Here is a 14,294-nt window from a genome sequence, read left to right as displayed (position 1 = left end):
CCACATTGGGTACTATATCAGAATGCGTATTGGCGTGTTAGTTTTCCACAACCGTTTATGAAATACCTTACTGACCTGGTATTTCATAAACGTGGAAAACTGTTTTCAACAGGCTTGCCGCCTGTGTGAGGGGTTTATTCAGGGGTTCTAACGCGTTACTGGTTCTGCATTTGCTGCCATACGGCATCGCCGTAGTCGGTGAGCATACGTTTCTTGTTTGGCGTTTTCTCGATGAGGTTGTACTCTTCCATCTTCTTCATGAGGTTGAAAACGCTGGAATTGCCGAGACCAGTCAGGTTGACGAACTCGGTTACGCTCAGGGCGCCCTCGCTTGCGAAGAGCTCCAGCGCCATCTTCTCACGATCGCTTAGGGGAATCATGGGAACGCTTACCGGCTTCGGCATAGCGGGAATGGCCGGCTGGGCGACGGGTTGCGGCGGAATGGAAGGCTCTTGCTTCAGGCTAAGCGTTACCACTGAGCCATTGTTCATGTTGTCTTCGATGGTCATTTCGCCATTGCTGAACGTAAGGTATTCCTTGACCAGGGGCAATCCACTACCGACGCCGCGAATGTAGTGCTTCATGGGCTCGATTGCCGACGTGAAGCCGGGGCGCGTGGCATTCGTCTTGTCCTTGATGCCAGGGCCTTGGTCGCAGAACCGAATCGTGTTTCCACCATCGAGGATGGAAACCACTACTTCCGTGAAACGTGCGTGGATGAAGTTCTCCGACACCTCTCGGATAGCGGAATAGGGAATCTTTCCACCTCTGCGAGTAGATTGTTCGGTAATGACATCGGCCAGTTTTTCAATATATTCAGCCGTGGGAGCCGGTTCGATCTCAATTACGTGCGGAGCCATTTTCAAATCATCGTAGACGGCAACGCGTGCAACGGTGTGCACGAACGTGTAATCGAACGGTTCATTACCCCGTTCGTTCTCCTCGTTTTCTATGTATTCACCCTGGTCAGGCACTGTTTCCCTTAATTACTGAAAAAACTATTCAAGCTGTTTTCCATGATTTTCAATGGTTTTCAGCTCTGAAATTGTACAACCGCGCCATTTTACCTGCAAATTCACAGCCGTTTTCAGATGTATTCAATATTCAGGAAAACTGAATACGTTGTTGATAAGGGGTATTCAAAGTTTTCAACATTTTGTTCAACAAAAGTGGAAAACCCTGAAAACGGGTGAAAACCCAGAGTTGAAAACTGAATCCATTTTTGGAAAAACTGGCTCGAAATGTTGAAATCTACCCACCAAGTATCAATTAGAAGCGGGGTTTGTCGAAAAAGGACGTCCTTACTGTAACGAACTGGGAAAACAAATATTTTCACGCGTGAACTACCCTGTTTTCGATGTGCAAAGACATATAAAATACCAGGTCAAACGCATAAAATTGCATTTTCCAAGGTCAGCTCGAAGGGTGATTTACACGTAAAAAAGTGCGGTTTTCCTACTTGACAAAGCACTCTCCTCAGCACTTTCCACAATGCCGTACGAGTGATAACAGGAGTTTTCACTATTTTCCACATTTCACCACTTTCAGAATTGTGGAAAACTCACTTTTCAAGGTGAAAAACCCCGTTTTCAACTCCTGAATTCCCCTGGAAACTTTCTACCGAGATAAATATGGATTAGGTGTGCTTGGTGTTGATTAATACGCGCGCGCATCGTACTCTTTGGAAGTTACTCTAGTAAGAAAGGGATACAGCTATGAAGCGCACCTATCAACCGAACAAGCGCAAGCGCGCTAAGTGCCATGGCTTCCGTGCTCGTATGTCCACTAAGGGCGGTCGTGCTGTTCTTCGCGCGCGCCGTGCTAAGGGACGCAAGCGTCTTTGCGTTTAAGGGGAGTTGTGTTGGAAACTATTAAGTCCAGCACAGAGATATCCTACTTATTCGCACACGGAAAGCGTTATAACGCACATTCCATCACACTTCTGGTTAGCCAGGGTAGGAATCAGCACGACCCACAGGGTCGTGTTGCTTTTATTGCCGGAAAAAAGTCCGGCAATGCCGTTTGGCGGAATGCTGCGAAACGTAGAATGCGAGCTGTCTGCAGGGATCTCGGCGGGCCTTGGGAGGGCTTTGACGTTGTTTTTCTCGCAAAAGGGTTCGTATTGGAACAGGAATATAGTAAAGTGCTTTCGTCATGTCGTGCGCAAATCAGTCGGTTTGCCGGTGAATAAGGAATAACGGACATGGTCAGCGAGCGTAAGAGCATCCCCGTACGCATTGCGGTGGCGCTTGTGCGCTTCTATCAGATGGCCCTATCCCCTCTTTTTCCCGGATGCTGCAGATTTGAGCCTACATGTTCTCAGTATGCGATCATTGCTTTCAAGCGATATGGCTTTTGCAAGGGATTCGTTCTAGCAGCCAAGCGCATATTGAAGTGTCATCCGGGTGGACCCCATGGGTATGACCCGGTGCCGTAAGTTGCTTAGGGATATAGATTATCTGATGAAAGGATAATCCTTAGATGTGGGACGCATTTAAAGACTTTATCTTCTGGTGTATCAGTTCTTTTTACTCGGTATTCCAGGACTGGGGTATGGCCATTATGGTCATTACCCTCATCTTCCGTTTGATTCTCATGCCTCTCATGCAGAAGCAGATCAAGTCTTCCTACCAGATGCAGAAGGTTCAGCCTCTCATCCAGGAGATTCAGACGAAGTACGCCGACGATCAGCCGCGTATGCAAGAGGAAATGCAGAAGCTGTACGCTGATGCTAAGTTCAATCCCCTTGCCGGCTGCCTGCCTATCCTGCTTCAGATGCCTATCTTTGTTGCTCTGTTCCAGGTGCTGCAGGAAATGGGATCGCGTACGCAGGGTACTTCGTATCAGTTCTATCACCTGGTACCCGACCTTACGCTTTCGCCTTCCACGGCGCTTGAGCAGGGTTTTCTTACATTTATCCCGTACATCATCTTGCTGCTGATCTTCGCTGGCGCAACGTTCGCCCCCATGGTTCTTCAGCAGCTGCACACTCCCGATAGTTCGCAGAAGAAGCAAACGCTTATCATGTCTGCCTTCATGACGGTGTTCATGCTTTGGATTGGTTGGGGGTCGCCTGCAGGCGTATTGCTCTTCTGGGGTGTCTCCTCGCTGTTCGGCGTAACCCAGCAGCAAGTTGTTATGGCTCGCCTTCGTAAGAACGACGAAGCGAAGGAAGCTGAAATCATCGAGACTCAGCCCGTTAAGGTTGATGTGACGCGCAAGCAAAAGAAGAAGCGCCCCACCAAGTCTCGCTAATATGTTTACTGCAGTCCCGTCTCTTCAGGCGGGACTGTTGGTATATAACCGCAAAACGCGTTTGAAGGAGTAGAACATGGCTGATGAAATCGAGCAGGAAGCTCAGGTTGAGGTCGAGGAAATCGTTGAGGATTCCGAAGAGCAGGTGGACGAACTCGTCGACGAAGCTGCTGAAGATGCAGCTGAGGACGATGCTATCTCCGAGGAAGAGCTTGATCAGATTGCCGACACCGCAATTGCCGCTCTCGAGGATATCCTGAAGTACTTCAATCTTGGCGAAGTCACCATCGACGAGTACGAAGGTGATGAAGGTGAGCTCATTCTGGATATCACCGGTGATGATTTGGCAGTGCTTATTGGCCGTCATGGCAAGACGCTCGATGCGCTCCAGTTCCTCATCTCTTCGATCACCTCTCGCCAGATTGGCTATCGCTATCCTGTCGTCGTTGATGTCGAAGGCTACAAGAATCGTCAGCGTGAGAAGCTTGAGTCACTCGCTCATTCCGCTGCCAAGCGTGCTCTGTCGCAGGGTCGCAGCATCAAGCTTCGTCCGATGACTCCCTACGAGCGTCGCATCATTCACATGGCGCTTCGTGATAATGATCAGGTTGACACGGGTTCCCAGGGTGAGGGCGCTGCTCGCCATGTGGTGATTACCCCAATCGACTAAGAAAATTGACCTTCTGAAATCAATTCTAAGGCCCCGTTTTATAACGGGGCCTTATCTTTACCCACGGAAGAACTACTGGGTGATTTATCAGGCTCTCATGATGTTTCACGTGAAACATCTCTTTTTCCTCGCGTTGTGGCAGAATACAAGCAACGTATTTCGATAAGGGGAGCAATGGAATTCACTACTGAACAGAATTCTCTTTTTGAGAAGCATCTTGAACTCGTGATCGAAGCAAATAAGATTACCAATCTCACGCGTATCGTTTCTCCTGAGTCTGGCAGGCTGCTTCATATCGAAGATTCCCTTACTGCAGTGCCTGATGTCCTTCAAGCTCCTGAAGGTAAAGCAGCTGATATTGGTACCGGCGGTGGTTTTCCTGGTATTCCTCTCTCTATTGCTACAGGTCGTCCCTTCGATTTGATTGATTCTGTTGGCAAGAAGACTGCTCAGCTGGATTCTATTATTGAACAGCTCGGCCTTTCCGACCGTATTTCTACCTGGCATGGCCGTATCGAAGACCTTGGTTCTGAACGCAAAGGTCAGTATGCGCTTGTTACCGCACGTGCTCTTGCTGCTTTGCCGGTTTTGCTTGAACTTGCGAGTCCTCTTTTGAAAATGGGTGGACAGCTTATAAGCTATAAATCCGGTACGTATCAAGATGAACTCGATCGTGCACTCACAATTCAGAATAAGGTAGGTATGAAGTTTGTTTCCGTAAGGGAGTTTATGCTTTCTGATAATGAGACGTCACGAAGTGTCCTCGTATTTGAAAAGGCGTCGAAGCCGAAGATGAGTTTGCCACGCCGTGTTGGCTTGGCTCAAAAGAAACCGCTTGCGTAGAGTGCCGTGCGCGTATCATTGCTTTGCAATTTATCGTTTTTCCCGATAAGCACTATGTAATTAGTTCTATCAGCGATTCTTTTTCATGTATGCTTCTCAATAAGATCGAGTAATTCAGTTTAGAGAAATTTAGAGCTACCACGTTGTATTCGCATGCTCCTGATGTTTCACGTGAAACATCAGGAGCTTTCTATTGAATATGGTCGTTGCTGAGTGGCTCGTAGAATCGTTTTATTGCGTTGAGGATGCATCGTAGGTCAGTTTATTGGAAATAAAACGATTCTGTGGACACCAACTATCACCCAAGAATTGAAATCCCATATCCCATTTGATGTTTGTCACGCCGATGAATGAATTACAGATGCTCGTTTCGGTGAGGTTGTTTCACGTGAAACATCAGGTGTTTGATGAGTTATTCGTTGATGCTTGCTTTTTGAATTGATTGCATAAATGCTTAGGCAAGTGAATAACGTTAAGAATCGTGTAACCTTTAACAGTGTCTTTATAGGTAGGAACCAATGATGTGGTGGAATGAACTTTGATATCGAGATACTGTAGTTATGATTTACGGCATCTAAGGTTCAGTCTCATTACTGTTTCACGTGAAACATGCTTAGCATGAATCAGATCAAAGCAGCGCGCGATATTATTCATTCGAGTAGTCGCTTTACAAAGCACGTGTCTTAATAATGAATGAGGTAACTCAAGTTTCGTTCATTCATTCGATGCTTTTGCTGAATGCTACGTTCGTCGTTGATCTCTAGCATTGTATTTGCGCTTGAAATAGACGACGGATAAGGGACGAAATGTTTCACGTGAAACAATGAACCAAGTGGTTTGTATTGCGTAAACAGACCTTTGTTTGGCTTAATACTTCTCTGTTGCCGTATTTCTATAGATAGTAATCCCGGTAATTGAATTGATCTATCAGCTGATTTAAATGGTTGAGGATCATAATCTTCACGATCGTGCCCAAATCATTCCTCATCAATTAATTAAAAGGCTAGGGTATTTGGCTTGAAGTCAATGTATTGAAGACACAGCTATCGTGTTTCACGTGAAACAATCAGCTGAATGGGTTCAGGTGGAAACTATGTCTTTGCAAATGAGTGACCTTAGAGATGCTCTCGAAGATATTGACCTCACCATTGCTTGAATGATCTCGATTTCCTTCCTCCTGTAGATTGTTTCACGTGAAACAATTGATTACCCAGCTCGTACGCCTACAAATCTATGCACATCGAAAGAAAGAAAAGGAAAGTTTCACGTGAAACAATCAATCGTGAGTATAATCAGTTGCAACCGATAAGAAAGGGGGTCCTCGTGGGACTATTTGATAGTTTTAAGCGCGAAAAAAAGCCGCTAGATACTGTCGAAGAACCGAAGAATGACCATGAAGAAGATGTTCCTGCAGTAGAGGAACCAGAACCGGCGGAAATCGAAGAATCTGCCCCGGTTGAAGAAGAATTCACCGAGGAAGTCATCGAGATGAAGCCGATTAAGACCATGGATCAGAAAAAACGTGTAACCCATGTTATCGGTGAAACGAAGATTATGGCGATCATCAACCAGAAAGGCGGCGTTGGTAAGTCCACTACGGCAGTAAATCTATCTGCTGCGCTTGGTGAACTCAATAAGGCCGTTTTGCTGGTGGATTTGGATCCCCAGGGCAACGCAACGAGTGGTCTTGGCGTCGATAAGAGCCAGATTGCTCATGATGTCTACGACGTGCTGCTGGATGACGTATCTGTTATGGATGCTATCGTTCCCGATGTGAGCGAAGGTCTCGACCTTCTTCCTGCAACCATCAATCTTGCTGGTGCGGAAGTAGAGCTCGTAAATGAGATGGCTCGCGAGAATCGTCTGAAGAACGCCATTGGTGCTCTTCGTGGTAAGTACGATTACATCTTCATCGATTGCCCGCCTTCTCTGGGCTTGCTTACGATTAATGCTCTTGTCGCATCCGATAAGCTCCTCATCCCTATTCAGTGCGAGTTTTACGCACTCGAGGGTGTGACAAAACTTCTTGATTCGATGAAACGTGTCAAAGGCATGCTTAATCCGAGCCTTGATATCTTCGGTGTCGTACTTACTATGTACGATGGTCGTACGACGCTTGCCCGTGAAGTTGCGAACGAAGTTCGTCGTTTCTTCGGCAAGGTTGTTTTCGACACGATGATTCCCCGTACCGTTAAACTCTCCGAGGCACCTAGCTATGGTCAGCCTATTACCGAATATGATCCCAAGGGTAAAGGTGCCGAGGCTTATATAAACATGGCAAAGGAAGTGATTTCCCGTGGCTAACCAGCGTCGTGGTCTCGGCCGTGGTCTAAATTCCCTGCTTGGCGAAAGCATGGGCGAGGTTGGATACACTCAACCTCAGAAGAAAGAAGAAAAGCCCCAGCCTGCTCCCGAACCGAAGCCGGAGCCCAAGGTTGAAAAGAAGCCTGAACCTGCTCCCGCAGAGCATAAGGTAAAGGCCACGCTGACTGCCGAAGTAACCGAACAGGCAGCTCATAGCGCTACCATCAAGGAGCGCCCTGCGAATCCGCAGGTTTCGAAGCCCCAACCCCCGCGTCGCAAGGTCGACGAGTATACGAACAAGGCCATTATGGAAGGCGATGTTGCCAAGCCGAAGCCGTATATCGAAGAGCCCGATCATGCTGAAATCAAGGGTGTTGTGGTTCGCGAGCCTCGTAAGCCCGTTGAAGAGAAGAAGCAGACTGGGGATATCGAAGTTCCCCTCGCTTCCGTTCAGCCTAATCCCGACCAGCCGCGTACGAATTTCAACAAGGTTGAGATTGAGGAGCTGGCGCAGTCTATCAAGCGTGAAGGTCTTCTGCAGCCTATCTTGGTTCGCAAATACAACGATGGCTACCAGATTATTGCCGGTGAGCGTCGTTGGCAGGCTTGCAAGTCTCTCGGCATGAAGGAAATCCCCATCCGCATCAAGGATGTTGCTGACGATAAGGCTCTGGAACTTGCGCTGATTGAGAACATTCAGCGTTCCGATCTGAATCCCATCGAAGAGGCTTACGGCTACAAGCGCCTTATGGAACGTAAGAACATGACGCAGTCCGACGTGGCCCAGGCCGTTTCCAAGGGTCGTTCCACCATCGCGAATGCACTGCGTTTATTGGAACTTCCCGAAGATGCTCAGCAGCTGCTGTTCGAAGAGAAGATTACCGCGGGCCATGCGCGTGCAATTCTCTCCGTTCCTACGAAGGAAGGTCGTCAGAAGCTTACCAACAAGCTGCGTGACGAAAAGCTTTCGGTGCGCGAGACGGAAGCGCTTGCTCGTCTGTATGCGGGTCAGGCTCAGAACAACCCGCAGGCTGCGAAGCGCGTTCCCACGCCTGCTTCCTTCAAGAAGGCAGCGCGTGGTCTTCGCGAGCGCCTGCACACCAACGTTCGCATCAAGACGGTTCGTGGCAAGAACAAGATTGAAATCGAGTTCAAAGACGAAGATGAACTTCAGGCCTTGTTCAGTCAGATCATGCGCGACGATCTGTAAACTATCGAAACAAGCCTAAAAAATTGACCCCCTGAGAGCCTTTCTCAGGGGGTCTTTTGATTGAAAATGGGTGCTTACCCCAGTCTGTTCTTAAGTTGGCCGCAGGCGCCGTCTATGTCGCTTCCTCGCGAATCGCGTATGCTTACGCGAATATGAGCATCTTCGAGCTCTCGCATCCATTGATTCAGGGTCGATTTTGACGTTGCCTTGAAGGGGCTTCCCTCAACATCGTTCATGGGAAGCAAGTTAACGTGAACATGCAATCCCTTGCAGTAATCAATGAGCGCGTGGATGTGTGCGCTGTCATCGTTCTTGCCTTCGATGAGCAAGTACTCGAGGCTTATGCGCCTACCCGCATGCTCGTAGTAGTCTTTGAGCGCATCCTTGAGTTTGGGTAGCGGGGTGCTCGCGCAGCGAGGCATGAGTTCGTCCCTCGTGGATTGGTTGGCGGAATGAAGCGAGAGGGCAAGCGTGTACTGTTCCGGTTCTACGCCAAATGCCCGAATGCCCTTCACGATGCCACACGTAGACACGGTAATATGGCGCGCTCCAATGGCAAGGCCATCGGGATGGTTCAGTATTTTCAGCGCTGCGATCACGTTGTCGTAGTTTAGAAACGGTTCGCCTTGACCCATGGCTACGGCGTTGGTGATGCGCATACCGAAATCGCGGCTAACTGCCAACAATTGCTGTGCCATTTCGCCAGGCAGAAGATTGCGCGTGAAGCCTTCGGTACCAGTGGCGCAAAATGCGCAGGCCATCGAACAGCCAACCTGCGTCGAAAAGCAGACCGAAAGTCTGCGGGGGTCACCCGAGGCATTGTCGTCGCGTGAGGGAATGCCAACGGTTTCAATCAGGTTTCCGTCGGCAAGCTTTAGCAAATACTTGCGGGAGCCATCTTTCGACACGCGTTTGTCGACGACTTCGGGGATGTGCAGGGGAGCCTCTTCAGCGAGTTGTGCGCGCATGGCGGCGGGCAGGTTGCTCATTTCGTCGTATGACGTGGCACCTTTGCCGTAAATCCACTGGAAGAGTTGCTTGGCGCGAAAGCGCGGTTGCCCCAGGCTCTTTACGAGCGCTTCAAATTCGCTGGGGGCGTATGTTTCTATTGCTGTGGTCATGCTGGGTATTATACGGAATGGCAAAGTCGCTTTGGTATACTCTTCGCGAATTACAGAGCGCGCGAGACCTACGCGCTTCGGGGTATCAATCAATCCAAATTGTCTAAAGAAGGGTATATGGAACTCATTCCTCAGAACATCAAGGTCGCTTTGCTCGCGGGCGGTACGAGCGGCGAAAGGGAAATCTCGCTGCAGTCCGGTAAGGGTGCGGGCGAGGCGCTTCGTGCTGCTGGTTTTTCGGTTACCGAATTTGATCCGGCGAACTCCGAGGACCTTGTTGAGCTCATTAGGGGTTCGTTCGATGTTGCCTTCCTGTGCCTGCATGGCAAGCACGGCGAAGATGGCACGATGCAGGGCTTTCTGGAAACCATTAACCTGCCGTATACCGGTCCTGGCGTTTGGTCGAGTGCTACGGCTATCGACAAGGCCAAGGCGAAGGTTCATTACATCGAAGACGGCATTACGACGCCGCAGTCGGTTACGCTGCGTTCTGCCAATGAAATGAGCGCAGAGGAAATCATTCAGAAGCTCGGCAATCACGTGGTGGTAAAGCCCGCTACCGAGGGTAGCGCGCTGGGCGTTTCCATTGTCGAGGGTGCGGAAGAGCTGCAGAAGGCAATCGACGCCGACTTCGAAATGGACAATAAGGTCGTTGTTGAGACGTATGTGTCGGGCACCGAGCTTACCGTTGCCGTGCTTGGCAATGCCAACCCGAAGGCGCTGCCCGTTATCGAGATCGTTCCCCAGCTGGGCGAGTTCTACGACTTCGAATCGAAGTACGCAGCCGGTGGTTCCGACCACATTTGCCCCGCGCGTCTTTCCGAGGATCTTACCCAGAAGGTTCAGCAGACTGCCTTGGCGGCTCATAAGGCGCTGAATTGCCGCGGCGTTTCTCGTACCGATATCATCCTGGGCGAAGACGGCACGTGTTGGGTGCTGGAAACCAACACCATTCCCGGCATGACTGCAACGTCGCTGCTGCCTGATGCCGCGCGCGTTGCGGGTATGGACTTCCCGCAGCTGTGCACGAAGCTCATCGAACTGGCGCTCGAATAGCGATTTCTCTCAAGCAAGAAAATGAGCCTGCCTCCGCAAGGGAAGCAGGCTCTTTCTATTTGATCTGCGAACGGTGAGTGCGGGCTAGAACCCGAACAATCCCTTGATAAGGAAGAAGGCTCCTACAACGAGCAGGATGATGAAGAGCCATCCGCCAACCAGGCAACCTTTGTTGCGAGCGCGCGACATCTCGATAAGCGATTCGGATGCCGTCATGTGATCCTTGATTACGGCGGTGCCAGGTTCCAGGTCCAGCTTGGCAACACGCCCCGAGGGAAGCCAACTGCCATTGTTTTCGACGACTTGCTCGATGCCCTTCGCGGCAAGGTCAACTTCAACACGCTTACCTTCGCCAATCATGTGGGCAACTGCCACGGTAAACGCTTCGAAGGAAGCGGCGTTATCGTCGTTGGGGAAGCACACGAGGGCAATTTCGCCCCAGTAGTTTCCCGGCTCGGGCTTTTCGGAATAGTACGTGCAAACCAGGATGGCATGCATCGTCCAGCCCTTGGCCTTGCATACCAGCAGGTCTTCGGCTTCCTTGCCCTGAATCTTGCCGATGTTTGCACCGAACGGGTTGTAAACATCGACGGAGGTATGGCCGCTTTTGTCGGTATTGAAGACGATCTCGCATACGGCGCCGATGATGTTGTCTGCGCCTAGCAGCGCCGCGCCCTCCTTCTTGCTGTGTGCCTGGAAGAGGGCGTAGGAACCGTAATAGGGAAGTGCTGCCATGTTTTCTCCTCGTTATGGAAGGGAGCTAGCGGTAATGAATATGCGATTCATGATAGGCTGAATTGAACTCAAAGGTAGGATGATGGTTACGGACTCTCTAGAAACATACATTACCGAAGCAACTCCCAAGCGCATTGTCGAACGGTATCGTGGCCTAAAACAGGCTGCGGAGCAGTCGTATTATGGCGAGCTCGACGATGATGTGGTGGTAATCGATACCGAAACGACTGGCGTGTCGTTTCGTCATGACGAGCTTACTCAGATCGCTGCAGCCCGCATGGTGAAGGGCGAAATCGTCGACTGGTTCGTGACGTTCGTTAACCCGGGGAAGGCAATTCCCGATGACATCGTTCACCTCACGAACATCACTCAGGACGATGTGAAGGATGCTCCGAGCCCCGAAGAGGCCGTAGCACAGCTTGCGGAATTCGTGGGTACCAGCGACTTGGTGGCCCATAATGCCAATTTCGACCGGCATTTCTGCACGAAGCCGGCTTCCGGTCATGCATTGCGTGACAATCGATGGATTGATTCGCTCGATCTGGCGCGTATCGTTTTGCCGCGTTTGAAGTCTCATCGCCTAACCGATTTGGTCAGGGCGTTTGATGCACCCATATCCACGCATCGTGCCGATGCTGACGTCGAGGCCCTGTGCGCTATCTACCGTATCTTGCTGGCGGGCATTCAGGCTATGCCTATCGAGCTTGTGAAGGAAATCGCGTGCTATGCCGAGGAAAGCGTCTGGCCCACGGTGCGCGTGTTCACGTATTTTGCCGACGCGGAACTTGCGGGCGAAAAGCTGAGCCTTCGCAAGATGCGTCAGGAGAACGTGGGCAAGAAAGCCTACGCGGTAAAGACCGACGCTGAATCCATTGCCCGCGATGTGCAGGCATCGCTGCAGTTTGCGAGCGACGAAGAGATTGAAGATGCCTTCTCACCCCGTGGCATGGTTGGCTCGATGTACTCCGATTTTGAGGCGCGTGCCGAACAGGTGCAGATGTCGAAGTCGGTAAACGCTGCATTCAGGGAGTCGGAAAACCTGGCCGTTGAGGCTGGTACGGGCGTTGGCAAGTCGATGGCGTACCTCGTGCCGTCCGTGCTGGCCGCCAAGAAGAACAACATCACCGTGGGCGTGGCGACGAAGACCAATGCGCTGCTCGACCAGTTGGTGAATCATGAATTGCCGCTGCTTTCCGAAGCATGTGGTGGTGTAACGTATAGCGCGCTCAAGGGCTTTTCCCATTACCCCTGCATGCGCAAGATCGAACAGATTGCCACCGCAGGTCCTCGTATGCGCAGCATATCCGATGGCGAAGTCTGCCAGGCGGCAGCCCTTGCCGGGCTTTTGTCGTTTATCGAGCAATCGGAATACGATGATATCGATGGCCTGAAGATTGACTATCGCGCCTTGCCTCGTTGGGAAATTACTACCACGTCTCACGACTGCCTGCGTCGCAAGTGCCCGTTCTTTGGCTCCAAATGCTTTGTGCATGGCGCGCGCATGAAGGCGGAAGCGTCCGATATCGTGGTCACGAATCAGACGCTCCTCTTCTGCGATGTCGCCGCAGAAGGCGGCCTGTTGCCGGCAATTCGCTATTGGGTCGTTGATGAGGCCCATGGCGCGGAAGCCGAAGCTCGTCGTGCGTTCAGCTGCAAGATCGACGTCGAGGAGATTCGCACGATTATTTCGCGCGTAAGCTCTGAAGACGTATCGCGTAACGTGTTCCTGCGTGCGGAGCGGCGCCTTACCGGTGCGGTTGACGCTTCGGCCGAGCAGATGAACACGCTGCTTACCGATCAGGAACGCGAGGAAGCGCGGGGAAATGGTCTTTCCGACGGCGACACGCTCGTGTTTGCGTTAAGTGGCAAGGCGAAGCGCGCGGGAATGCTGTACGCGCAAACCGCCGAGGAATTCTGCCTGCATGTGAAGGACCTGCTGTACTTCGAGCCCCAGAAGCAGTCGAAGGGCTACGATTATGTCGACCTATGGCTCAACGACGACATTCGCGCCAGCAGCGTTTTCCAGGATCTCGTTTCCTTGGGACGCACTATGTGCGAGGCATCGGAAAAGCTCATCCGCGCGTGTCAGCAAATGGTGGGCATTATGGAGGACGTTCGCTCCGCCGCTGCCGTTCAGCGTGACATAGCCTCTTTGGCGTTGAAGCTGAAGGAAATCGTGAATTCCTGCGAGCTCATTTTGTTCCAGGGGTCCGACGCCTATGCGTATGCCGCCCATTTGCTGAAGCACAAGGGCAAGAATTATCGCGCTCACGGTTCCGAAAGTCTGGAAGCGCTCATGATGAACGTGGGCGACTACATGAATGAAACGCTGTACGCGCGTACGCACAGCGTGGTCTTTACGTCGGCAACCATGACCATTGCCGATTCGTTCGACAACTTCGGTACGTCGCTGGGCTTCAATACGTCGGAGTTTTCCAAGACGCGTACCGAGCAATTGCCTTCCAGCTACGACTTCGATGGCCATATGACCGTATACGTGGCGAGCGACATTCCCGAGCCGAATGACCCTCACTACTTGGATGCGCTCACTCAATTCCTTATTGGCATTCATCGCGCCCAGCAGGGTTCCACCCTTACGTTGTTCACGAATCGCCGGGAAATGGAGAAGAGCTACGACGTGGTGAACGATGCCCTGAAGGCCGACGATCTGCGTGTCGTGTGCCAGAAGTGGGGTGTGTCGGTGAAGGGTCTGCGTGATGACTTCATCGCCGACGAACACTTGTCGCTGTTCGCGCTGAAGAGCTTCTGGGAGGGCTTCGATGCCCCCGGTGCCACGCTCAAGGCGGTGGTCATTCCCAAGCTTCCGTTTTCTAAGCCCACCGACCCGCTGTCGTGCGCGCGTGGGCAGGTTGACCCCAAGGCGTGGTCGCACTACGTTTTGCCGGCAGCCGTTATGGAAACGAAGCAGGCAGCGGGCAGGCTCATTCGCAGCGCCGACGACCGCGGCAATCTTATCCTGGCCGACAAGCGCCTGATTACGAAGGGGTATGGCAAGGTGTTCCTGAAGTCGATGCCCAGCCATACCGTAAAGCAGCTAACGATGCGCGAGATCTGCGAAGAGCTCGCTATGGGGAACTAG

General features: G+C 51.4%; 13 protein-coding genes. 10 read left to right on the top strand and 3 right to left on the bottom strand.

The genetic code is table 11. The annotated features are described in order from the left end of the window. Positions 1 to 155: 155 nt before the first annotated feature. Positions 156 to 974 carry an ATP-binding protein gene (locus AAY81_RS09945; RefSeq protein WP_066664643.1) on the bottom strand — a complete coding sequence of 273 codons (819 nt, stop codon included), beginning with the start codon at positions 972 to 974 and terminating at the stop codon, positions 156 to 158. 741 nt (positions 975 to 1,715) lie between these two features. Here AAY81_RS09945 and rpmH point away from each other — a divergent pair. From rpmH to AAY81_RS09915, 8 genes are all read left to right on the top strand, one after another. Further along, positions 1,716 to 1,850: a 50S ribosomal protein L34 gene (gene rpmH / locus AAY81_RS09940; RefSeq protein WP_066664640.1), complete on the top strand. Its 135-nt coding sequence runs from the start codon at positions 1,716 to 1,718 to the stop codon at positions 1,848 to 1,850. A gap of 8 nt (positions 1,851 to 1,858) precedes the next feature. Next, positions 1,859 to 2,191 carry a ribonuclease P protein component gene (rnpA, locus tag AAY81_RS10320; RefSeq protein ID WP_240480593.1) on the top strand — a complete coding sequence of 111 codons (333 nt, stop codon included), beginning with the start codon at positions 1,859 to 1,861 and terminating at the stop codon, positions 2,189 to 2,191. Positions 2,192 to 2,203: 12 nt separating this feature from the next. Next, positions 2,204 to 2,437: a membrane protein insertion efficiency factor YidD gene (yidD, locus tag AAY81_RS10315; protein ID WP_074777077.1), complete on the top strand. Its 234-nt coding sequence runs from the start codon at positions 2,204 to 2,206 to the stop codon at positions 2,435 to 2,437. Positions 2,438 to 2,481: 44 nt separating this feature from the next. Beyond that, positions 2,482 to 3,255 carry a YidC/Oxa1 family membrane protein insertase gene (locus tag AAY81_RS09935; RefSeq protein ID WP_066664637.1) on the top strand — a complete coding sequence of 258 codons (774 nt, stop codon included), beginning with the start codon at positions 2,482 to 2,484 and terminating at the stop codon, positions 3,253 to 3,255. Between the two features lie 76 nt (positions 3,256 to 3,331). Then, complete coding sequence (locus AAY81_RS09930) at positions 3,332 to 3,925, top strand: Jag family protein (RefSeq protein WP_082867992.1); 594 nt, start codon at positions 3,332 to 3,334, stop codon at positions 3,923 to 3,925. Between the two features lie 174 nt (positions 3,926 to 4,099). After that, positions 4,100 to 4,768, top strand: coding sequence for a 16S rRNA (guanine(527)-N(7))-methyltransferase RsmG (gene rsmG / locus AAY81_RS09925; protein ID WP_066664634.1), 669 nt, complete (start codon positions 4,100 to 4,102; stop codon positions 4,766 to 4,768). A gap of 1,437 nt (positions 4,769 to 6,205) precedes the next feature. Further along, a complete protein-coding gene (locus tag AAY81_RS09920) occupies positions 6,206 to 7,072 on the top strand; it encodes a ParA family protein (protein ID WP_420838413.1) in 867 nt (288 codons plus the stop codon). Beyond that, complete coding sequence (locus AAY81_RS09915; RefSeq protein WP_240480592.1) at positions 7,065 to 8,282, top strand: ParB/RepB/Spo0J family partition protein; 1,218 nt, start codon at positions 7,065 to 7,067, stop codon at positions 8,280 to 8,282. Before AAY81_RS09920 ends, AAY81_RS09915 begins: the two co-directional genes overlap by 8 nt. Before the next feature lie 74 nt (positions 8,283 to 8,356). Here the strand turns inward: AAY81_RS09915 and rlmN are convergent, their stop codons facing one another. After that, entirely contained in the window at positions 8,357 to 9,403 is a 1,047-nt protein-coding gene (gene rlmN / locus AAY81_RS09910) for a dual-specificity RNA methyltransferase RlmN (RefSeq protein ID WP_066664632.1), read from the bottom strand. Positions 9,404 to 9,520: 117 nt separating this feature from the next. Between rlmN and AAY81_RS09905 the strand changes: the two genes are divergently transcribed. Next, positions 9,521 to 10,459 (top strand): D-alanine--D-alanine ligase family protein, encoded by a 939-nt coding sequence (locus tag AAY81_RS09905; protein ID WP_066664630.1) that lies wholly within the window; start codon positions 9,521 to 9,523, stop codon positions 10,457 to 10,459. An 84-nt stretch (positions 10,460 to 10,543) separates the two neighbouring features. Here AAY81_RS09905 and AAY81_RS09900 read toward each other — a convergent pair whose 3' ends face one another. Next, positions 10,544 to 11,194, bottom strand: a complete 651-nt coding sequence (locus AAY81_RS09900; protein WP_066664628.1) for a hypothetical protein — start codon at positions 11,192 to 11,194, stop codon at positions 10,544 to 10,546. 79 nt (positions 11,195 to 11,273) lie between these two features. Here AAY81_RS09900 and AAY81_RS09895 point away from each other — a divergent pair, with 79 nt between their 5' ends. Next, positions 11,274 to 14,294 (top strand): exonuclease domain-containing protein, encoded by a 3,021-nt coding sequence (locus AAY81_RS09895; protein ID WP_066664626.1) that lies wholly within the window; start codon positions 11,274 to 11,276, stop codon positions 14,292 to 14,294.

It is taken from the genome of Denitrobacterium detoxificans, assembly GCF_001643775.1.
In the GTDB taxonomy this organism is placed as follows: domain Bacteria; phylum Actinomycetota; class Coriobacteriia; order Coriobacteriales; family Eggerthellaceae; genus Denitrobacterium; species Denitrobacterium detoxificans.
This window is presented reverse-complemented; position numbering and strand designations above follow the sequence as displayed.

Bases quoted from the DNA above. Each gene is read 5' to 3' on its own strand.
- rpmH (WP_066664640.1), top strand. From the start codon at position 1,716: ATGAAGCGCACCTATCAACCGAACAAGCGCAAGCGCGCTAAGTGCCAT.
- AAY81_RS09905 (WP_066664630.1), top strand. From the start codon at position 9,521: ATGGAACTCATTCCTCAGAACATCAAGGTCGCTTTGCTCGCGGGCGGT.
- rsmG (WP_066664634.1), top strand. From the start codon at position 4,100: ATGGAATTCACTACTGAACAGAATTCTCTTTTTGAGAAGCATCTTGAA.
- rlmN (WP_066664632.1), bottom strand. From the start codon at position 9,403: ATGACCACAGCAATAGAAACATACGCCCCCAGCGAATTTGAAGCGCTC.
- AAY81_RS09900 (WP_066664628.1), bottom strand. From the start codon at position 11,194: ATGGCAGCACTTCCCTATTACGGTTCCTACGCCCTCTTCCAGGCACAC.
- AAY81_RS09895 (WP_066664626.1), top strand. From the start codon at position 11,274: ATGATGGTTACGGACTCTCTAGAAACATACATTACCGAAGCAACTCCC.
- yidD (WP_074777077.1), top strand. From the start codon at position 2,204: ATGGTCAGCGAGCGTAAGAGCATCCCCGTACGCATTGCGGTGGCGCTT.
- AAY81_RS09935 (WP_066664637.1), top strand. From the start codon at position 2,482: ATGTGGGACGCATTTAAAGACTTTATCTTCTGGTGTATCAGTTCTTTT.
- AAY81_RS09930 (WP_082867992.1), top strand. From the start codon at position 3,332: ATGGCTGATGAAATCGAGCAGGAAGCTCAGGTTGAGGTCGAGGAAATC.